This window comes from Paenibacillus sambharensis (genome assembly GCF_003233845.1).
GTDB lineage: Bacteria > Bacillota > Bacilli > Paenibacillales > Paenibacillaceae > Paenibacillus_I > Paenibacillus_I sambharensis.
The window spans coordinates 160,985-181,192 of the sequence record NZ_QKRB01000028.1 but is presented as its reverse complement, the minus strand read 5'-3'; the positions used below and the strand labels follow the sequence as shown (position 1 = coordinate 181,192).

At 49.6% G+C, this 20,208-nt stretch carries 20 protein-coding genes; 3 read left to right on the top strand and 17 right to left on the bottom strand.

Annotated features, from left to right (window positions below):
* Window positions 1–41: 41 nt before the first annotated feature.
* Window positions 42–722: a PadR family transcriptional regulator gene (locus tag DNH61_RS03495; RefSeq protein ID WP_111145281.1), complete on the bottom strand. Its 681-nt coding sequence runs from the start codon at window positions 720–722 to the stop codon at window positions 42–44.
* 172 nt (window positions 723–894) lie between these two features.
* Window positions 895–2,088 carry an MFS transporter gene (locus DNH61_RS03490; RefSeq protein ID WP_111145280.1) on the bottom strand — a complete coding sequence of 398 codons (1,194 nt, stop codon included), beginning with the start codon at window positions 2,086–2,088 and terminating at the stop codon, window positions 895–897.
* 704 nt (window positions 2,089–2,792) lie between these two features.
* Here DNH61_RS03490 and DNH61_RS03485 point away from each other — a divergent pair.
* Window positions 2,793–3,728 carry a cation diffusion facilitator family transporter gene (locus DNH61_RS03485; protein WP_111145279.1) on the top strand — a complete coding sequence of 312 codons (936 nt, stop codon included), beginning with the start codon at window positions 2,793–2,795 and terminating at the stop codon, window positions 3,726–3,728.
* A 49-nt stretch (window positions 3,729–3,777) separates the two neighbouring features.
* Here DNH61_RS03485 and DNH61_RS03480 read toward each other — a convergent pair whose 3' ends face one another.
* On the bottom strand, window positions 3,778–4,209 hold the full coding sequence (locus DNH61_RS03480) for a hypothetical protein (RefSeq protein ID WP_146240938.1): 432 nt from the start codon (window positions 4,207–4,209) through the stop codon (window positions 3,778–3,780).
* A 187-nt stretch (window positions 4,210–4,396) separates the two neighbouring features.
* Between DNH61_RS03480 and pelA the strand changes: the two genes are divergently transcribed.
* A complete protein-coding gene (gene pelA / locus DNH61_RS03475; protein WP_245947899.1) occupies window positions 4,397–4,975 on the top strand; it encodes a pectate lyase in 579 nt (192 codons plus the stop codon).
* Window positions 4,962–5,036, top strand: coding sequence for a pectate lyase (locus tag DNH61_RS26670; RefSeq protein ID WP_342771371.1), 75 nt, complete (start codon window positions 4,962–4,964; stop codon window positions 5,034–5,036). The genes pelA and DNH61_RS26670 overlap by 14 nt, the downstream gene beginning before the upstream one ends.
* 84 nt (window positions 5,037–5,120) lie before the next feature.
* Here the strand turns inward: DNH61_RS26670 and DNH61_RS03470 are convergent, their stop codons facing one another.
* The 14 genes from DNH61_RS03470 to DNH61_RS03405 form a co-directional block, all read right to left on the bottom strand.
* Window positions 5,121–6,557: a DUF6179 domain-containing protein gene (locus tag DNH61_RS03470; RefSeq protein ID WP_111145277.1), complete on the bottom strand. Its 1,437-nt coding sequence runs from the start codon at window positions 6,555–6,557 to the stop codon at window positions 5,121–5,123.
* On the bottom strand, window positions 6,539–7,027 hold the full coding sequence (locus tag DNH61_RS03465; protein ID WP_111145276.1) for a DUF6323 family protein: 489 nt from the start codon (window positions 7,025–7,027) through the stop codon (window positions 6,539–6,541). The genes DNH61_RS03470 and DNH61_RS03465 overlap by 19 nt, the downstream gene beginning before the upstream one ends.
* Before the next feature lie 266 nt (window positions 7,028–7,293).
* Complete coding sequence (cntE, locus tag DNH61_RS03460) at window positions 7,294–8,517, bottom strand: staphylopine family metallophore export MFS transporter CntE (RefSeq protein WP_111145275.1); 1,224 nt, start codon at window positions 8,515–8,517, stop codon at window positions 7,294–7,296.
* A gap of 60 nt (window positions 8,518–8,577) precedes the next feature.
* The gene (locus DNH61_RS03455) at window positions 8,578–9,321 is read right to left on the bottom strand and encodes an ABC transporter ATP-binding protein (RefSeq protein WP_111145274.1); all 744 of its coding nucleotides are present in this window, start codon (window positions 9,319–9,321) and stop codon (window positions 8,578–8,580) included.
* Window positions 9,308–10,129 carry a staphylopine uptake ABC transporter ATP-binding protein CntD gene (gene cntD, locus DNH61_RS03450; RefSeq protein ID WP_111145273.1) on the bottom strand — a complete coding sequence of 274 codons (822 nt, stop codon included), beginning with the start codon at window positions 10,127–10,129 and terminating at the stop codon, window positions 9,308–9,310. Before cntD ends, DNH61_RS03455 begins: the two co-directional genes overlap by 14 nt.
* A 6-nt stretch (window positions 10,130–10,135) precedes the next feature.
* A complete protein-coding gene (gene cntC / locus DNH61_RS03445; RefSeq protein WP_111145272.1) occupies window positions 10,136–11,032 on the bottom strand; it encodes a staphylopine uptake ABC transporter permease subunit CntC in 897 nt (298 codons plus the stop codon).
* A complete protein-coding gene (gene opp1B / locus DNH61_RS03440; protein WP_111145271.1) occupies window positions 11,033–11,965 on the bottom strand; it encodes a nickel/cobalt ABC transporter permease in 933 nt (310 codons plus the stop codon).
* 16 nt (window positions 11,966–11,981) lie between these two features.
* A complete protein-coding gene (gene cntA, locus DNH61_RS03435) occupies window positions 11,982–13,607 on the bottom strand; it encodes a staphylopine-dependent metal ABC transporter substrate-binding lipoprotein (RefSeq protein ID WP_111145308.1) in 1,626 nt (541 codons plus the stop codon).
* Window positions 13,608–13,646: 39 nt separating this feature from the next.
* Window positions 13,647–14,963, bottom strand: a complete 1,317-nt coding sequence (locus DNH61_RS03430; RefSeq protein WP_111145270.1) for an opine metallophore biosynthesis dehydrogenase — start codon at window positions 14,961–14,963, stop codon at window positions 13,647–13,649.
* 30 nt (window positions 14,964–14,993) lie between these two features.
* Window positions 14,994–15,788: a methyltransferase domain-containing protein gene (locus tag DNH61_RS03425; RefSeq protein ID WP_111145269.1), complete on the bottom strand. Its 795-nt coding sequence runs from the start codon at window positions 15,786–15,788 to the stop codon at window positions 14,994–14,996.
* A gap of 32 nt (window positions 15,789–15,820) precedes the next feature.
* Window positions 15,821–16,654: a histidine racemase CntK family protein gene (locus tag DNH61_RS03420; RefSeq protein WP_111145268.1), complete on the bottom strand. Its 834-nt coding sequence runs from the start codon at window positions 16,652–16,654 to the stop codon at window positions 15,821–15,823.
* 262 nt (window positions 16,655–16,916) lie between these two features.
* Entirely contained in the window at window positions 16,917–17,747 is an 831-nt protein-coding gene (locus DNH61_RS03415; RefSeq protein WP_111145267.1) for a carbohydrate ABC transporter permease, read from the bottom strand.
* Window positions 17,748–17,760: 13 nt separating this feature from the next.
* Entirely contained in the window at window positions 17,761–18,696 is a 936-nt protein-coding gene (locus tag DNH61_RS03410) for a carbohydrate ABC transporter permease (protein ID WP_111145266.1), read from the bottom strand.
* Window positions 18,697–18,763: 67 nt separating this feature from the next.
* Complete coding sequence (locus DNH61_RS03405) at window positions 18,764–20,068, bottom strand: ABC transporter substrate-binding protein (protein WP_111145265.1); 1,305 nt, start codon at window positions 20,066–20,068, stop codon at window positions 18,764–18,766.
* Window positions 20,069–20,208 lie beyond the last annotated feature (140 nt).

Genomic DNA, 20,208 nt, shown 5'->3' with positions numbered 1-20,208 from the left:
GATGCCGTTCTTGTTCCTGTTCAGCCATCTCTTTCACTCCCTTATTCGCCCGTTTCAGCTGGCGATTCAGCCGGGTCCCCTTTGCCGGGAGCGAGCATTGTCTCCAGCTTGGTCTGCAGATCTGCCATTAACTCCTGAAAATCCTTCGCTTGCTTGGATGAGGGATTCACCTGTGCTTCACCTGCCGCGCCTGCCAGCAGATAAACAACCTCAGACCATTCCTGCATCAAGCCGTGCAGCTCGCGTCTGCCGTGCTTGCCTCCATGCGGCCGGTGATGCTTCCGATGGCGGTCCCAACGCTCATCCTGACGCTCTGCTTCCTGCTCTCTGCGTTCGCCGAGATGTGCGACTCCTTCATCGGTAATCCGGTACAGCTTCTTGCCTTCCGCTTCCTCGCTGCCGATCAGATTCATTTCTTCCAGCAGCTGCAGATTAGGGTACACTGAACCGGCGCTTGGGGTATACAATCCGCCTGTCTTCTCTTCCATTGCTTTAATCAACTGGTATCCATGCATGGGCTTTGCAGCCAGCAACTCCAGCAGCGCAAACTTAAACTCGCCCCGCTCGAAGAACCTGCGCTTGCCTTCTCCCCGGCCACCCCGGCCGCCCTGCCAGCCGCCATGACGATGTCTAGCGAATCGTTCCTGGCCGCCGCTTCCCCTATGAAACCCGTGACTGCCCCACTGTTTGTCACTGTGGGTATGCGGATGATAATATCTCATATCCTCACCTCTTATTTGTGATATACGTTATAACGTATTGATTTAACGATATATCGCCATAATATAACGATATATCGTTATAGTCAATCTTTATTTTCTAATCCTTGCCAACCCTAGCCTGCTGCAAAACAAAAACAGACCCCTGCGCAGGGTCTGCTGGTATTCCTGATCATTAAGTTGGTGAGGTTTCCTGCGCTTCCGAGCTGGACCTGCGGAATCGAAAGCCTGCGAAAGCAAACAAAATATACACACTGCCCATCGCATAGAACAGGCTCGACAAAGACACATGCTGCAGCAGCCAACCGCCTGCATTGGGTCCGATTAGGCTGGCAAGGGAAAAGTGAATAGACGCAATCACATTGGCCGTTGGAAGTATTGATCTAGGAAGAAGATCGGCAGCATAAGCCAGACCAAGTGAATAGAAGGAGCCTATGGCTCCGCCTGCCAGCAGGAATAGAGCGCCAATGATCCAGACATTGGTACCGGCTAGCGGCACGGCAAGAAACGCTGAGGCTCCAACGATACCGCATAACATAAGGATCGGCTTCCGGCCAATTTTGTCACTCCATATGCCCAGAGGAAGCTGTAATATCAGGCTGCCAGCTCCAATCAACGGCAGCAGGTAGCCGATTTCCAGAGAATCCAATCCCAGCCGCAAGCCATAGATCGGGAAGTTGCCGTTCATGGACGCTTCCATATAGCCGTACAGGAATGCCGGAATCAGCGGAAACCATGCCAGACGATACACCCGGAGAAACCGGTTCTCCTGCGGGACGTTCGTTCGCGGTTCATCAGTCCCGGGCGGCCGTTCGTTCCGCATTCGTAGAACCATCAGAAGCACGATAACGAATAATATATTCATGATGACAATCGGAACGGCATTACCGTAGTGAGCTAAGCCTATTGCCAACGGTCCAATGGAGAATCCGATTCCGTAAGCCATGCCATAGAGTGATATATTCCGGCCGCGCCGCTCTGCCGGGGAGTTCGATACGATCCAAAGCTGCGCTGCATAGTGGAGAGCACTGTCTCCGACCCCAACCACTAGTCTGAGCACAAACCAGATGACCAGGTTGTCTGTGAATGGGAACAAGATGGACGCGGCTATCACAAGAATAATTCCGGTTAGAATGACCGGGTGGAATCCATAGCGGCGTACCGGACGTTCGATGAAGAACATGGTCGCAAATATACCAATATACAGAGCAGCTGAATTCAGAGCGTTCATTTGTGCCGAGATGCCCCTCTGCTCGAGCCAGATGGACAGCAGCGGCAGCAGCAGCCCTTGACTGGCACCTGCTACGATGACGACGAGTATAAGCGTGATAAAAACATATGTACCAAAGCCTTGTTGTGATGGCTTCATGAGTAACTTCTCTCTCCTGTCTGCGAGACGATTCGTGCAAAATCTCCCAAAGTAGTCCTTTTCAAATATATGATCCTGCAAGATCTGCTATCATCCGTCGCCCATCATGCACCTCATCAATTTATAGATTCACAGCTAAATTATTCTATCACAAATCCCGTGCAAAGAAAGGGATCGTTTTCGGGGGATAATCGTGTTTACGAGCATGCCAACTACAAACTATATCACGGCAAGTCAAAAAAGCCGCAGAACGCTTTATTCTGCAGCCTGATGCATGATGGAAGTCACAATTCGATTTATATAGCTTTTCTGAATCGCAGACCCGCAACACTGTTAATAACCGCTAGTGAGCTAAGCATATTAAGACATAGAAAGGTGCGCATTTAGCTTCAACCCTCTCTCTTATTCGCTATATCACGGAGTAGCTTCTCAATCCCCTCCATTCGCTTAATCATGGAGTACTGATTTCCAATAATGCCGGCTAAACCGATTATGATGATAATTACTATAAGAAGTTCCATTGTATGCCCTCCAATCTAATGTCCCATATTCTACCATAAATGTTCATACATAACCACTATGACGCTGATTATCACTCCCGGGATCCATATAACGTTCACTTGCCGAAAACCCTTGTCCTTTCGTATAGTTAGATCACAAGAAAATTATAATTATTCTAATTTACGAAAGGCGGGTTCGACTCTATGCCGGAAAAGGATTATCACCACATTAGTCACCGTAAGGAACAGACCCGGACCAAGAAGACGCTCTGGATAACTTTAATTTTAACGCTCATCTTTACAATCGTAGAAATTGTAGGCGGCCTTCTATCGAATTCACTCGCCCTGCTGTCTGACTCCGCTCATATGATCTCAGATGTTCTTGCCCTTGGGCTCAGCATGACCGCAATCTATATGGCGACCCGCAAGCCGAACGGCAAATATACCTTCGGTTACGTGCGTTTCGAGACCATTGCTTCCTTCCTGAACGGACTGGCACTCGTTATCATTGCCGGCGGCATCTTCATTCAGGGGATTTACCGCCTTATACGTCCTGAGCCAATCGACATTGGACTGATGCTGGGCATCGCCACTATCGGACTATTAGTCAATGTGGTGCTCACAGTCGTGCTCAGCCGGAGCATGAAGGAAGAGAACAACCTTAACGTTCAGAGTGCATTGTGGCATTTCATCGGAGACCTGTTAAGCTCTGTTGGTGTTATTGTTTCGGCCGTGCTCATCTATTTCACCGGTGTGCTGCTCTTCGATCCGCTCATCAGTATGGTGATCGGAGGTATCATCGCTGCTGGCGGCTTCCGGATCGTGCAGGAATCCTACCGCATTCTGATGGACACGGTACCCGATCATCTCAAACTCGAAGAAATACGCCAAGCTATATCAGAAGTCGAAGGCGTTCGCAATGTTCATGACATGCATGTTTGGACGATCGCAACCGACCAGTATTCTCTGACAGCGCATGTGTTCGTCCAGCAGGATATTCAGCCTATGTGCGTGACGCTGGCCATCTGTGAATTGCTCAAGGACCAATACGGTATTGCTCATTCAACGATCCAGATCGAGCACCCCCTGCTCCACGATCACGGCACTTTCGGCAAGGAACAGCTGAAGGTTGTCTCTTAACGCAGGCTGTCTTATGGTCGTATAGCAAACGCAAGCTTAAGGGCAGCTCTCATTGAGGGCTGCCCTTAAGCTTGCCTAACAACCAGCCCATTAACGTTACTCCGTATGCGATAAGGATACCTATTAGGGCAAAATTCATATCCGATGGAAGTCCGATGAAATATCTCAAGCCATACAGTGAGCCAGCAAAAATAAATAATACTGGCAAGTTGAATATGCCAAAATATCCTGGGATCAACAGCAATGCTCCTCCGCCCCAGAACCATGAGGCTGCCTTAATCCCTACATTCTTATTGCTCAGGAAAAATGCACATCCAAACCACAGTAGAATAAAGACGGTTGAATAAAGTGCTTGTGAGATGCTTGGCATGTTTCCCTTGAGATACGCACTAAAGTTTAACAACGAGAACGGTACTGACAGGGCTAGAAAAAGAAGGATTACATGACGGACTTTGAACTCATATGGAGATTGACTAGACACCATTATCCCCCTTTAACTTAACTAATTAAGATTCGAAATAACTTATATCACCATATCATGAAAATCCTTTCACATCCATTGCGAAAGTATCATTAAAGCGATACGGATTTCTCTTTATTTCTGCCTATTCCGGTTATAATTGACATCATCAGCCGCCGCTATTAAAGGGATTAACTTCCTCTTGAATATGCAGTACAGCAACGGCGGCTGGCCGCAGATCTACAACAGCTCCGGCTACCACAAACATATTACGTACAATGATAATGCCATGGTAAATGTCATGATATTATTGGATGAAGTCGCGAACCGTCAAGGGAACTTCTCGTTTGTGGACAGCACGCTAACCGGCAGAAGCAGGACAGCGGTGGCTAAAGGAGTGGACAACTTCCTAAGAACACAAGTTGTTGTGAACGGGAAATTGACCGTATGGGGGCAGCAGCATGATTCAGTAACGCTCAAGCCTGCAGGTGCCCGGGCTTATGAAGTGCCTTCTCTCTGCGCCAATGAAAGTGTCGGCATCGTTAAGTTCCTGAAGACCCGGCCTGCAACATCTCAGATTACAGCTTCTATTAAAGCTGCTGAGGAATGGTTTAAGGCGGTTAAGCTTACCGGTAGCCGTATTGTAAAAACAAGCACAGATGTTACACTAGTTAACGATCCCAGCGTTACGACCCCTATCTGGGCGCGTTCCTATGAGATTGGCACGAACAAGCCAATCTTTGTCGGGCGGGATGGCATCGTAAAAATACAAGCTGAGCGATATTGATCAGGAACGCAGAACAGGCTACGCCTGGTACGGCAACTGGCCGTCTTCACTGGTGAAATAGCAATGCCTATCCCGGTGGAAGTATGGGCGAGCGCCGCTTCCACCGGGATCAAGCCAACCGGCGAGTTCTTTCTTTTCAAGCAGATCAATAAAATGTCATGTGTTCATAGTCTATATCATTCATATTCCTCTCTACTGCCTCCAGCCGATCCCGGCTCATACGCTGGAGACTCTGCACAAACTGCATTTGCCACTCGGCTTGAAAGTGCTGCTCCAACAGAAGTATAGATGACAAATTTAATGACTCGCTCCGCAGCTCTTCGCAGAATACGATCTTCGCCAGTATAGCCAGCTCGGTAACGCCAAACGACCGAAATAACGCCTCATATTCCTCCCCGTACAAGCAATCCGACTCAAGCATATCCAGATAATCATGGAAGGAATGAAAGCTTGAACGGATAAGGTTAACCTTGTCTTCCTTCCTGTCGAATGCCATGATCTCTTGCAGTACGCTTCTTAACTGGACATCGCTCATTCGTTCTTCTTTGTTAAAATAAACGACAAGAGACTTCGTCTCGTCCTCCCTCTCTGTAATAATGACCTTGCGTAAGGTGTTATGCTTGGCGGCATGTTTGACGCGTTGAATGAGATTTTCCTGGCACCTGTCCATATATGCCTTCAATTCTGAATCAATAGTAAGCTCCTGCTGCAGACTTGCTACCGCTTCATTGATAAGGGTCCGGATTTGCGGTTTCGCGAGACTGCTGAGCTGTTGTTCTAACCGCAAATATTGAATCTCGGATATACGGAGCGTATTGGCTGCACCGCCTGATAAAATTGAGAATACCGCGTTACTCATCACCAGCTCAAAAATATTGAACAACTCGATACGGTAATTAAATCGGCATTCCCTCCCATAGTTGGCCAGCAGACTTAACAGCTCCTGCTGACCGTACAGGGCGCAAAAGCCGGTTTCGAGCTTCAGCCTTTCCATGTACTGCTTCATATAGAAAACACCCTGCAGCCGCATATCATCTACTGCGAGCGGATAATCAATACTAGCCATTGTGTTATGGGCGTCGAAGATGACACCATATTTTCGGAAGAAGACGGGCAGGGATTCATCAATTGTCATGTTATAGGCATCCACAGGAATCTCAAGTTTACTGGCCTTGAGCTCCTTATACAGCAGTTTGACTTCTTCCAAGCATTGGTTAACCTTCTCTACGCCTTTGTCATAAATGCGGCGAGGGTCAACCGCCTTGAGATAGGTGATCGCCTTTTCCGGCTCCTCGAAGCTTAACAAGTAGGCATCCGATGCATATAGAATAGAAGTCAGGATATTCTCTGCTGTTTCCGTTGTGACCGAGGTGCTCTCTCCCCGGGTGTGTTTATGAATAAGGTCGCGCAGAATCTCCATGAACGCACTCTGAATCCGCGCCACTTCTTGGCTTGTCAGCAGTCCTGCCTGTAAGCCTGCGTTCATCAACGAAATCGTATATTGATTTCCCTGCAGCCGGGTTTTTTGAACCCTGTCCCGGGTGGTAAGCTCCCGGCTGACGTTTAGATGTTCGGATTCCATTCATCATCGGCTCCTTCACGAGTAAGCTCGTTCTGCTGCAATTCCCTTCGGTACTCACTGGCAAACTCTTCGAGCTTGCTCTTGAGCAGGTCTAAGGAACCTCCGCACTCCTCCTCAAACAAATCCTTCATCCGATGGAGCAGCTTCAAGTCGCTAATTCGGTCTTCTGTTTCGTTCTTCAGATAGTAATATATCTCGTGCAGCTCGTTCAGGGTATCTGCATAGCTCTCCTGCTGGATGAACGCGGAAGTTGAGAACAATTCGATAAGCTCTTTGGTCGCTTCAATGCTCAATTCAACACGTCCATAGCTGTACAGGATCTGATTTCTAGCGAGCAGCATCAGCTTGATATCCTCCGGAGTCAAGACCAGTCCATAACCTCTCGTTTTATCATTCAATGCCAGTAATTCAGTTCTATACTGCTCCTGCACAGACTGATTCAAGCTGTTGAAGATGCGAGATAAATACATATCATTATCTCTCCTTTTTCAATCGCCATCTCTGATTTGAAATATAACTTGACAAAATTTTATTTATATGTTATAATATAGTAATGTTATTTAGATATTTATTTTATATATACTGTCCCCTCAAGTCAATAGGAGGGGTTATTTTCGTTATAGAGACCCATAATGTAAAAAAAGCCACCAGCTACGCCATGCGTAGAAAGTGGCTTGTCGTTCATTCATTTTTCCCCATAATTCAGGTATATGTCGTTCGTATTATAGCAGTCCCTTTAGCTCGATCCAGAGAAATTTACCCTCTCCTCCTCCGTATCTTGATCCACAATTGCTTTCCGCTTCTCGTAGGCGAAAGCCACCATGCACGCGCCCAAGATTGCGCATATCATGTACATGAATGAATAAGAGGACAGATCCGCTACCGGCCCCATTATGATCCCGCCAAGAGACACGCCCAAATCTGCCGTTGCAATGAACAAGCCGAGCAGCACATTGCGGTTCAGCTTGGGCAGCACGAAGGTCAAATACGTCGTCAGCGACGGATAGATAAGTGCTTGCGCCGTACCCATCAGGACAGCTCCCGTATAGAAGAAGACAGGTCCGCCAGTCGTGGAGAAGCTGACACACTGCGCGGCTATGGCCAGAATCAGCATCATCCCCATGATATAGGAGGAGTGCCATCTGCCGTCTGAAGGTATTTTCTTCCGTACCGTAAACCTGGCAAGGACGACGACAGCTGCCTGGATCATTAGGTATACACCGGCATTGCCGCCTGCTACCTGCCCGGCATACAGCGGGATAAACGTCGTTACCGCACCGAAAATAAGCGAGGCAACCAGCATCAGGACACTGCATCTGAACAGATGCGGATTCGTCACCAGCTGACCGAAGGACTGAAACATGCCGGTTCTCTGTCCTGTATCAGCCGGTGCCGGCTGTGATTGCTCCGGGTCCATCTTGGCAGTGTAGCCTACCAAACCCGTCAATACGGCGATGGCGATCATCGACACGGTAAAATAGCTCATGTCCCCAGCCTGCCACATGCCAAGCGCCAGCAGCGGACCAATAATCCCCGGCATATAGGAGCATAACGAATACAGGGAGATCCCCTGCGACCGGTCCTTCTCCGGCAGCGCGTCAATAATGCCGATCTGCAGGGCCATGGAGAAGAAAGCGGTCGACACGCCCTGCAGGCTGCGGGCCACCAGATAGCCGCCTAAACCGGTGAAGGTATACAGGATCAAGGCAAAACCATTCAGAATCAGAATAATCCGCAGCACCTTGATTGGACCATGCTTGTGGATCATATGACCCGCCCACGGCCGGAAGAACATCGTTGTAAACAGATACGCGCCCATAATGATGCCGATTGTCGTGTTGCTGGCTCCCAGATCCTCTCCCCGCAGGGGAATCATGACATTCAATATAGCATTGGCACTAAAGTACAGAAGCGTTAACAGATAGAGACGCAGGAAAGGCCAAGACATCGCACCACTCACATCGGTTCTACTCCTTCTAAACCTATTCTGTAATCTATTCCACCCTCATAATTGACTCTTCTATGTAATGATCATCTGCAGTAATTTCCGTGCGTAAGCCGACTGAACGTCTTTCAGCTGTTCGATCCTGATCTTCTCTTCAATCTGTCCCTCACGGAAAATAATAAGGCTGTCGCAAATATAGGCAGCCGCCTGGATGTCATGCGTTATGAAGATGTAGCTCATCTGATAGATTTCCCTTAGCTCCTTGAGCAGCTCAAGGACCTGCATCTGGACAGAACCATCCAATGAGCTGATGGCTTCATCCAGCACAATACACTTCGGCTCTGTTGAAATAGCTCTGGCGATACATACACGCTGGGCCTCCCCGCCGGACAGCTCATGGGGATATTGGGTCCGGTAGGACGGATTCAAGCCTACCTGATGCAGCAAAACATCGACCTTGCAGGCGTCATACTGCTGATCCTTCCGCTGCAGCTTCAGAGGCTCCATAATTGCTTCCTCGACCGTGAAGAACGGGTTTATGGAGGAGGTGTAATCCTGGAAGACTGCGCTGAGACTGCCCTGCCGCACCTTACGATCCTCTACTGGCTGTCCCTCGAAGCGAATGGAGCCGCTGTCAGGCCGCTCGATACCCAGAATGAGACGGCCTAATGTGGATTTTCCGCTGCCGCTCTCCCCGATAATGCCCAGACATTCGCCGCGCCCGCATTCGAAGCTGACATCCCGCAGCACCTGCTGGCTCTCCCTTGAGAAGAGTCCGCCCTTACGATAGGACTTGTGAACATGACTAGCGGTCAGCAAGGGCAATTCCTCCCATAACGTTCGCAAAATGTTGACTAAGCGCAAGCTTCGAAGAGACTAAATACCGGGTATATTCATGCCTCGCTTCTGTAAAGATCGCCTGGGTGGTCCCTCTCTCCACAATCTCGCCATCCTTCATCACCAGAACATCATCGGCAATCTTCCGGACGACACCCAGGTCATGAGATATGAAGATCATCGAGCAGCCCATCACCTCGCGCAGGCGGATAAATTGCTCCACCACTTCAAATTGTGAAATGGTATCGAGTGCTGTAGTTGGTTCATCCGCAATAATGATATCCGGCTCCAGTGCAATCGCCAGCGCGATCATGACGCGCTGCAGCATGCCGCCCGACAGCTGGTGCGGGTATTTATTCATCAGCTCAACCGGGCTCCTTAGCATGACGCTCTCCATGGCCTTAGCCATATGATCTGTGAACGCCTGCTTGCTCCAGCTGAAGTGCTGATCGAGTGTTTCCTTAAGGTGCACACCGAGCTTGCAGGAGGGATCGAATGCACGCATGCCATTTTGCAGGATCATGCACAGGTTCTTTCCCCTCTTCCTGCGCATTTCTTGCTCGGAGAGAAGGCTCAAATTCTCCCCCTGGAAGAGGATATCACCGGATTGGCAGATCGAGCCCTTATTGAGCCGCATGATCGACCTGCAGGTTACGGACTTCCCGCTGCCGCTTTCTCCTACAATAGCCAGACATGTGCCCTGCTTGAGCTGGAACGAGCTGTCCGGTACGATCGTACGGCCTGTTGAGCCATCCCAGATTTTCAGATTCTTGACGTCCAGTATGTTCATACGAAATTATGCCACCTCTCTTCCCAGGAGCTGCTTCGCAGACACAGCAGACGTTTGCTCTGCTGCCTTGCTTGTTGACGTCCTTAATTTGGGATCAAGGGCAGCCTGCAGTGAATCCGATAAGAAGTTTATCGCGGATACGACGATAATGATGGTCAACCCTGGTGCCAGCATCAGCTCCGGCCGAGAGAACATAACCTCTCTTGCTTCGTTCAGCATCATACCCCACTCTGCTGTAGGCGCTTGAACGCCCAGTCCGAGGAAGGAGAAACCCGATATCTGCAGGATCATCGAGCCGAACGAGCTGCTTGCAACAACAGCTACATCAGACGCTGTTACCGGAATGATATGCCTGCGGATGATATGGAAACTGCCGGCACCTGCAGCCTTGGCGAATCGTACATATTCCGATTCGGCATACTGCAGCACAGACGTCCGGATAATGCGTGCGAACCAGGCCCATTTAGTCAGGATGAATGCCGCTAGAATATTCTCCAGACCTACGCCCATAATTCCGACTATTGCAAGTGTCATTACATAGCCAGGGAAAGACAGCATCACATCACAGACGCGCATTAGGGCGGCATCCACTTTTCCCCTGAAGAAGCCCGCAACGAAGCCGACAGCCGTTCCGAGCATCACAGAACCTGCCAATGCGGCCAGTACCCACAGCACACTTGGACGTATGCCATATATTAATCGGGACAGGATGCACCTGCCTAGATGGTCATTCCCGAGCAGATATTCCCATGAGGAGGCTGCATACCGCAGCTTCATATTGACTTCATTCGGGTCGTGCGGCGCAAACAGCGGAGCGAATATCCCTGCAGTCAGCACGATGGCAAGAATGGATAACGAAATGGCGGCCAGTTTATCTTTCCATATGTTTCTCAGCATGGTCATCTAGAGATCATTCCTTAATTTCGGGTTTATTACCGCGTTGATAATGTCGGACAGCGTATTGAACAGCACGAAGGCGACCGCCAATACCAGCACATAAGCCTGAATCATGGGGAAGTCACGGCTCAAGATCGACTTGACACTCAGGCTCCCCAGCCCCGGCCAGGCAAAGACATTTTCCACGACAACAGTACTGCCCAATATGATGGGAATCGCCATGCAGAACACCGAAACGGAAACCTGCAGCGAGTTCTTCAGAATATGCTTTGTAATCTTCTTCTCCGGGAGGCCGCATGCTCTGCCATACAGGACATAATCTTCGTTCAGGTTGCTGATCATCGCACTGCGGACGAAACGGAAGTAAATGCCCGCATAGCTGATCGCGATCACAATAACCGGAAGAACATAGCTGGCTAACGAGTCCATCCCGCTTGTCGGCAGTAAGTCCAGCTTCACGGAGAAGTACCAGATCATCAGAGCCGCAAGCCAGTAAGAAGGCATCGAAGTCAGGAAGAACGATATGCCTCTGACCGATTTATCCACCAGCCTTCCTTCTCTTAGCGCACAAATCACACCCAAGGCGATCGACAGCAGGACAATAACTGCAACCGATACCAAGGTAAGCTTTAAGGTATTGAAGAAAGCCGGCCCCAGGATCGACCACACCGGCTTTCCAGTTACATACGACTCTCCAAAATCCAGCCGCAGGCATGCCACCGCCCACTCTATGTACTGGACCAGGAAGGGCTGATCCAGCCCCAGTTCTTCCCTTGTTTGAACAAGCAGTTCCTCCGTAATGACAGGGACCTCCTGAGCCTGCAGCACCAGCTCGGCTGGATCATGTGGAGACAGATTGATAAGGATAAAGGTCAGGAATGAAATCACCAGTAGTAAAGGAATAGAGATCAGCAGCCTGCGAACGATATAGCGCCCCATAGCAAATCTCCTTTACTTATTCAAAGTGCATGCGTTCAAATGGCAGCTCGAATTGTGTTTGCTTGAATGATATGCCCTGCAGCTGCTTAGGCGCAACCATAGTGACACTGCCATTCGTCAACGGGATAAAGACAGCTTCATCATGAACCACCGTCAGAATGTCAGCATACAGCGATTTTCGTGTTTCCTCATCGGTCGAAACCATAACATCCTCGATTTTCTGGTACAGCTCATCGGCTTTCGCAATTCCGCTTGTCGTATGCAGATAAGAAGACGGTGAGGTGAAAGCAGAGATGGTGCTCTGCGGATCATATGCCAGTCCCCAAGTCTGGTTAAACAATAAATCGTAATCCCCCGTTGATCTCCTGTTCGCAATAGAGGTGGACTCCTCGCCGATCAGCTCCAGCTCCATGCCGATCTCCTTCAAGGAATGCTGAATAAATTCCGCCTGCACTTTCTGAGAGGATGAATTAACGTCATAATACAGGCTCATGGCTAAAGGCTTGCCGCCTTTCGTTCTGACCGCACTGCTATTCTCCCGAGTCCAGCCTGCCTCTTCCAGCAGCTTGACTGCCTGCTCCACGTCATAGCCGCGTTCCTTGAGGTCAACATTAGCGTAATTGACATTGGAAGAGAACAGCGTATTCGCCGGGGCTTCCGTACCCTCAAATATTTGCTCGCTGATCGTATCACGGTCGATGGCATACCAGATCGCTTCACGGACAGCTGTTTCCTGTACCGGATTACCCGCTCTGCTGCTGTTGGCCACAATCATCTTCGTATTCATCGGCTCACTTCTGACAAGCTGATAGTCACCCGATTCAACCAATGTGTTCATCGCTTCGACGTCCAGGCTGTCAGCACCCCGGTCATCCGTGAATACCATATTCACTTCACCTTTTTGCAGGGCCAGGAATGTCGTTTCTCCCTGCGGAAGAACTTTGGATATAATTCTCTTCACCTTTGGCGCGCCGCCCCAGTAGCTTTCATTGGCCTCAAAGGTCGCATACTGATCGACCTTGTGTTCCACCAGTTTATAAGGGCCGGTACCGCTGAAGCCATTCACGCCATCCTTGGTTTCTCCGTTCTTGAAATCGTTCGGGGAGATGAACACATAGGGTCTGGTCATCGACAATTCTACCAATGCAGGATAGTAGGTATCGGATAGAACGAGCTCGACTGTGTGTTCATCCTTCACATTGACGCTTACGATTTTTGTAGACAGCTTGATCCACGAATGCTTCTCCGCATTGTTCTGTACAGCATCCATGTTCTTCTTCACGGCTTCGGCGTTAAACGGTGAGCCGTCATGGAAGGTGACACCTTCACGCAGATGGAAGGTATACACCTTACCGTCCTCGGAGATATCCCACGATTCAGCCAGCAGCGGCTTGATTCCATCAGCGGTATTCTCTACCAGTGACTCATACACCATTCCTTGGGCCGGCATGGAGCCTGAATACAGATGCGGATTCATATCGAGAATATCCTTGGACGATGCATAGATAATCTCCTGCTTCGTTTCCTTGGAAGCTGATTTGGCTCCCGTATCTGTTGTCGTTCCTGTATCTGTATTGCTGCCGCTGCTGCAGCCTGCCACCAGGACAACGGATAGTGTGCAGATGGATAGAAATTTGGTCATTTTGCTCGATTTCACTTGGCTTCCCCCTGTTAGTAAACGCTAGTTCAACGCTTCTGATTCTGTAAATTTTACAATCCCGCTGCATATCATCTTCAAATCTTCCTCAAAGCTGCGGATGACGAAGGCATCGGATAGTAATTCGCCCTGACGGGCTTCAGCAGCATGCCTCAGCTTGCTTTCATAAGTTGCGATGAAGGTATCAATGGTTGGACAAGCAACGCCCAGATACTTGGCGATACCCTGAATGATCTTGATCCGGTAATAATCCTCCTTCGGCATTCTCGGGATATCAAGATATCCTTCCCTGTTCACAAACAGCTGCCGGAGCGGCACAGCAGAGAAGTCGAAGTACCTGCCCTGATCATCCGGTTCGGAGAACGGGTCAATCAGCAGAGATGTATAACGTATGTACAGCAAGTATTCCTGATGGATTGGTTCCAGGCGGGAGAAATTCTCGATATCATGCCGCGATAAGCTCTCCAGTCTCACCGGATAATTGTCATCGGTCATGAATTTCAGCAGGTTAACGCCCGTCATATTCAGCCTCTCGGTAACAGCCGTGATCTCCTTCCACTGGGCCAGCATACTGCGGATCAGCTGCTGTGTGATCGGCCCCTCCGGAAACATCTTATACACGTACTTGGGCACGTTAACCTCTCCGAATATGACAGCCAGCGAGAAGTCGTTCATGAACAGCGGCGGATGTACGTACAGCGATATGTTCCGGCTCTCTGCCTCAAGCGGCGAATCCATGACTTCCAGAGTCATGCCCAGCTGCTCATACAGCTCACACAGCCTGCCAATATTCTGGGAAGGACGGCGTGTTGAGCCGATGAAGACCTTCCTCTTCACTGCAGTCGTCAGTACCTGGTTGGATGGCCGCTCATGCTTCCAGCGTGTGTCTCCCAGATAGGTGGAGAAGCTGATGATCTCCGCATCACTGTTCCGGTCCTTCATATATTGTCTCACCAAGCTGTTGGAGCCGAACGTTGGCGAGATGAGAACGATGCATTTGACCTGCTTCTTCACCTGGTCATTGATCTGCTTCAGGACACTGATATACGCATCCGTTGTTACAGACATTATCAGAGTGTCCCATTCCCCCGTTATCGTTCCGTACCCCCGGAACACTTCATCCAGCAAGCATTCACCTTCGAGCTGTCTGTGCTGTTCATTCTGAATATCTGCCCGGATGAGCTGACTGCTTTCCTTAACAGCCTGGAAGAAGGATTCCGAACGGACCGATTCCCGCCCGGCTATTCCAACTGCACATCCCAGCTTATTCTTAAGGGACACAGCAAGCTGAATGGAAGCAGGACCCGTCCCCAGTACCAAGACACGCTTGAAATCACTCATACAGACCTCCCTTTCCCGAAAAAAGATGATCTACGCTTTCGTATACAAGGCGATATCAAAGATATGATCCGGACGAAGAATACGGTTGGCCAACTGCCACTTGCTGCCATCCACCTCACGCATTGGATAATTGAACAGGGACTTTAATTGGTCTCCGTAACGCATAGCTACGACCACCCGTTCGTTGGTTAAGCTATGTAACTGGTCGAGCAGGTCATACTTGATTGCTACAGTCGAACTAAAGATAATATGAGTCACGTCCTGAATACATTCGAGCTGATCCACATACAGTCTCTCCAGCCGGATGTTTAATCCGCTTCCTAACCGGTCCACCACCTGTCGTCCGAGATCAATAGCTTCCTCGTCTATATCGATGCCGACCACCTCGGCTCCTGTCCGCTTAGCAATTAATAATGGCGTCATGGGAAAAGATCCCGATCCTACCAATAACACTTTGGAATCAGAAGTCACCTGGAAGCTTCCGAATTCCTGCTCAATGCAGGCCTCAATGTTCTGAAAATAATCACCCAGTTCGACTTGGCCGCCCAGCAGCTTCATGGCCCGGTATTTCTCCATAATGGCGACGCAGCGCGCCGACTGCTGTCTCAGTTCCTCAACAAGCGAATTGAATGCCTTTGAATCCTGCTGCTCAAGCTGCTCCCATATGTCCCTGTTACTCTTGTTCGTTATGTAGGCGGAATATTGATCAATCAGCTGCTCCAGCTCCAGGCTGTGCTGCGTAGTGTGATTATATCTCGCTGCCAGATCGTTAAACTTATCCAGAAAATCAGTTAAATGCAGCTGTACACTTGCGGTTGCTTGCACTTGTGATCACCCCGATCCGATTGGTTGGTGGACTAGTTATGCAGGAAAGCCTTGCCTTCAGCTACGATTGCGACAGCTCCTTGGATTGTAATATTTACGATATAACCCTGGTGATAATCAGCTTTTACTTGGATCGTCCCGCCGGGCTGCTTGATATGAGCCGCGATAGCCCCGCCGCTCTTCCATGCCAAGTAGGCTCCGATAGAGGCTGTACCTGATCCGCACCCCCTCTCCCATACCATGCTGTCGAGAGATGGAACGTAGATAAGCGGAGCCATTTCCTCCGAAGCCGGATTGTACAGCAGAATGCCTATCAAGCTCGCTCCCAGCGTCACGCCAAGCAGCTTAGCCAGTGATTGCGCCCTTGTCCTCTCAAGCTCGTTGAAACGCTCTTCCTCCATGACAATATGAATACATTCCTGATACCTGACAATGATAATCTCCAGCTCGGTGCCATCGTAATGGATGGACCGCAGTTCAATCTGCCTCGGAACCGGCATCGAGACCTGACAGTCGTAGAGCTCGGCATTCTTCTTCACCAGACACTTGACCAGATAATCGGTCCCCGACGTCTCCAACACAATTTCCGTCCATCTTTGCTGCTCCACTGCCTGTTCGGATGCGATCAGGGCGGCCAGTGCCATACAAGCGTTCCCGCAAAACTCGCCTCCAGCCATCTGCAGGTGTGCTGCTGCCTCCTTATTCGCCGGTTTGCCAATAAATCCGACCTGTTCCGCATACACACTGTCATAGGACATGATTCGAGTAGCGATCCGCGTGTAATCCTCAGCCGGATGATCGGTCCGAACTAGGATGGTCATATTCTGGGTCGGACTGCATTTAATAAAATCGATTACCTGTGCCATCTCAACATCCCTCTAGAACAAATTTTTAAATTAGAGTCGCTTGCCCTGTTGAGTAAAGAATGTAAAGATTACGATTATCATTTTCAACAAGATTATATCCGCTGTGTCCTACAGCGTCAATATAAATCTCTCTTTTTTTGTAAAAATTACTTTAAGCTGCATGGAGCTCCGTATTCAAGCCAAACAAACCAGCCGGAACCGGTTGGTTTGTTTGAACGTTCTATACAAAAAGCTGCCTTTTTGTGTGCTAACTCTCAGACCATTATCCCTTCAGAGCGCCCTGCGTAATCCCCGCTACAAACTGCCGCATGAAGATCGAGACCATTACGAGCAGAGGAATTGTCGCAAGGAAGGTTCCGGTCATAATCACCGCATTGTCCTTGTAATACACCTTGTTCAGGTTGCGGATCGCAATTTGGATGGTCTGTACCGAAGGGTCCTTCAGGACGATCGACGGCCACAGAAAGTCATTCCACACATTCATGAAGGTCAGAATAGCCAGAGTAGCCATAGCTGGTTTCACAATCGGAACCACAATCTTGTAATAGGTCTGGAAGTTGGTGCAGCCGTCCATTCTCGCTGATTCGATCAGCTCGCGGTGAACCGCACTGTCCATATACTGCTTTAGCCAGAATACACCGAATACACTGACGAGACCGGGAAGCAGTACGGCCCGCAGATCATTAATCCAGCCGAATTTAGTCATAATAATATACAGCGGCACAATGCCGAGCTGCCCCGGAATCATCATCGTCATGAGCAGGAAGATGAACAGGAACGATCTGCCTTTAAAGCTCAGTCTGGAGAATGCGAATGCAGCCAGCGAGCAGAAGAACAAGGCGCTGAGTGTCAGCGTTGTAGCCAGCAGTGCCGTATTGCCAAGGGCCCGGAAGAATTGAATGTTGTACTCATTAAACATCTTGTCGATATTGCTCATGAACTGACTGCCCGGGGTGAAGGCCGGCGGAAACTTGTTGGTGTCGGCAGTCGTCCGGGAAGCGATTACGAACATCCAGTAGAACGGGAAGATCGAGAATACCAGCATCAGGGTTAGGAAGCTGTATGATATGATTTTGCCGATCGGTTTATTCATCCTGTATCCCCTCCTAGTCCGCCGAATTGATTTTGCGCGTCAGGTAGAAATTAAATACTGAGAACGCTACGATGATCAGGAACATCAACCAGGCTATTGCGGAAGCATAACCGAATTGGTTGTTGGTAAAGGCGGTCGTATACAGATACAGCACCATGGTGAGCACCTGTCCCTTCGACCCCCCCTGGTCTCCGGCGAATATCATCGGTTCAACGAACAGCTGCATGCCGCCAACCGTGGATACGATTACCGTAAACAGGATAATCGGACGCATCATTGGGATCGTAATATTGAAAAACTGCTGGACTCTGGAAGCGCCATCAATTCTGGCCGCCTCATATATATCACTCGGGATGCTCTGCAGAGCCGCCAAATAAATAATCGCGTTGTAGCCGAGCCATCTCCAAGTGACCATTAGCGCAACAGCGAACTGAGCGCCCCAGTAGGAAGCCAGCCAGTTAAATTTGTCGAATCCAAGCTGGCTGAGCAGCCAGTTAAGAATACCGTAATGAGTGCCAAATATGCTGCCAAAAATAACAGCCACCGCTACCAGCGAGGTAACGTTCGGAATAAGTGCAGCGGTCCGGAAAAGAGCTTTTCCCTTCAGCATGCTTTGATTAAGTACAGTTGCCAGGACAAGTGCGAAGAACAGCTGGGGAATCGTACTAATAATCCATAATGTAAACGTATTGCCGACTGCCTTCCAGAATCTAGGGTCGTCTGTCAGAAGCCAGATGAAATTTTGAAAGCCGATAAACTCTTTGCTCCCCAGGATGTTCCAGGAATAGAAGGAAATCTGGGCAGACCAGAGGATCGGAAACAGTGTAAATATGCCAAACAGAATAAAGAAAGGGGCTATATACAAGTAACCTGACACATGGTCCTTAAAGGACTGTGAGTTGCGAAGCTTGCGGGTTTTCTTCGTGTGTGTGCCTATTCTCGGTTGCATCTTGGCGCCTCCCTCGTGAATCATTTACGCCGGCCGACTCGCTGTCGGCCGGCGTCATGATTCCCTGTTATCTTCTCAGTTCACGTTCAATTTGAGTAATGGCATCCTTCCACATGGCTTCCGGATCCGCATTATTGTTCTGTACTTCGCCCAGCGCATTCGTGATCGGCGTATTCGCAATCACATAGCTCGGTCCATAGTAGACTGGCACTACCTTCTGTGCGGCTTCGGCATAGATCTTGCCTACCGGTGCATCACTGAAGAATGGATCGCTGAATGTCTGGATGGCTTCGCTGTCATAAATGGAAGGCGTTGAAGGGAAGTTGCCGTTTGCCTTGAAGTTCTCAAGCTGCATCTCCGGAGACAGCAGCCAGGAAATCAGCTTGTAGGCTTCTTCTGTGTTCTTGCCCTGCTTTGGAAGCGTCAGGAAGGAACCGCCCCAGTTGCCAGAGCCCTCAGGCATTTGAATGACATTCCACTTGCCAGCCGAGTCCGGTGCATTGCCTTTCATGAAGCCCATCATCCAGGCTGGCGAAAGCATTACAGCGAAGTCGCCATTGTTCATGCCTGCACCCCACTCTGGTGTCCACTGTGCAATGTTCGCTGAGAGCCCTTCTTTGGCTACACGAACGGCAAAGTCATAGGCTTTCTTCATCTCCGGATTTGTTCCCGCGATCAGCTCGCCCTTGCTGTCGAAATAGTGCTCATTCTTCTGGCCCTTCACAACATCGAATACGGACAGGATGCTGTCGACCATTGGCTTACCTGTTTCTGCCTTGATCGTTTTGCCTACGGTAATGAAATCTTCCCAGCTCTTGATCTTCTCCTGCAATGCTGCAGGGTCAGTCGGCAGGCCAGCCTGCTCGAAGATGTCGGTCCGGTACATCATAGCCATCGGGCCTACGTCAGTCGGAAGGCCGAAGATGAAGCTGCCGTCCTGGCTGGATGCCTGAACAACCTTCCAGTCCAGGTAGTTGCCCATAATGTCATTTGCGCCGAGGTCCGCAAGGTTGTGGAAGTTGTTCTCTTCTGCCTTGAAGCGATCCAGATAGCCAATCTCCACCAGGGAAATGTCTGGTGCGCCGCTGCCTGCTGCAAGTGCTGTAACGAGGCCGTTATGATGATCCGCATATTCTTGCGCTTGAATATTTACTTTCACATGAGGGTTTTCCTTCATATACTGATCGACTAAAGGTTCGAGTCCGGTACCCGTGAACAGCCACATATTCAGTGTTACCTGCTTCTGACCGCCGCTTCCCGATGCTTCGCCTCCTGCATTATTAGCAGGAGTGCTGCCGCCGGAGCTGCCGCCGCATGCCGCCAAGGAAAAAACAAGCACAAAACTCATCAGCATTATTCCGAGTTTCTTCATTGTGTTTCATCCCCCTATGGTGTAAGTGGACTTCTGTTTCGTCCTGATTAAATTGTACTTCAGCGGAACCATTAAAGGTATGTGAGCGCTTTCATATTTGCTGATGTTTTTTAAGATGTTCACCTGAGAATCTTACACCC

Excerpts from the sequence above, each read along its gene's own strand:
- pelA (WP_245947899.1), top strand. The coding sequence starts at position 4,397 with ATGCAGTACAGCAACGGCGGCTGGCCGCAGATCTACAACAGCTCCGGC.
- DNH61_RS03420 (WP_111145268.1), bottom strand. The coding sequence starts at position 16,654 with ATGGCACAGGTAATCGATTTTATTAAATGCAGTCCGACCCAGAATATG.
- cntC (WP_111145272.1), bottom strand. The coding sequence starts at position 11,032 with ATGACCATGCTGAGAAACATATGGAAAGATAAACTGGCCGCCATTTCG.
- DNH61_RS03415 (WP_111145267.1), bottom strand. The coding sequence starts at position 17,747 with ATGAATAAACCGATCGGCAAAATCATATCATACAGCTTCCTAACCCTG.
- DNH61_RS03405 (WP_111145265.1), bottom strand. The coding sequence starts at position 20,068 with ATGAAGAAACTCGGAATAATGCTGATGAGTTTTGTGCTTGTTTTTTCC.
- DNH61_RS03485 (WP_111145279.1), top strand. The coding sequence starts at position 2,793 with ATGCCGGAAAAGGATTATCACCACATTAGTCACCGTAAGGAACAGACC.
- cntD (WP_111145273.1), bottom strand. The coding sequence starts at position 10,129 with ATGAACATACTGGACGTCAAGAATCTGAAAATCTGGGATGGCTCAACA.
- DNH61_RS03410 (WP_111145266.1), bottom strand. The coding sequence starts at position 18,696 with ATGCAACCGAGAATAGGCACACACACGAAGAAAACCCGCAAGCTTCGC.
- DNH61_RS03470 (WP_111145277.1), bottom strand. The coding sequence starts at position 6,557 with ATGGAATCCGAACATCTAAACGTCAGCCGGGAGCTTACCACCCGGGAC.
- cntA (WP_111145308.1), bottom strand. The coding sequence starts at position 13,607 with ATGACCAAATTTCTATCCATCTGCACACTATCCGTTGTCCTGGTGGCA.
- DNH61_RS03430 (WP_111145270.1), bottom strand. The coding sequence starts at position 14,963 with ATGAGTGATTTCAAGCGTGTCTTGGTACTGGGGACGGGTCCTGCTTCC.
- DNH61_RS03495 (WP_111145281.1), bottom strand. The coding sequence starts at position 722 with ATGAGATATTATCATCCGCATACCCACAGTGACAAACAGTGGGGCAGT.
- DNH61_RS03465 (WP_111145276.1), bottom strand. The coding sequence starts at position 7,027 with ATGTATTTATCTCGCATCTTCAACAGCTTGAATCAGTCTGTGCAGGAG.
- DNH61_RS03490 (WP_111145280.1), bottom strand. The coding sequence starts at position 2,088 with ATGAAGCCATCACAACAAGGCTTTGGTACATATGTTTTTATCACGCTT.
- opp1B (WP_111145271.1), bottom strand. The coding sequence starts at position 11,965 with ATGGGGCGCTATATCGTTCGCAGGCTGCTGATCTCTATTCCTTTACTA.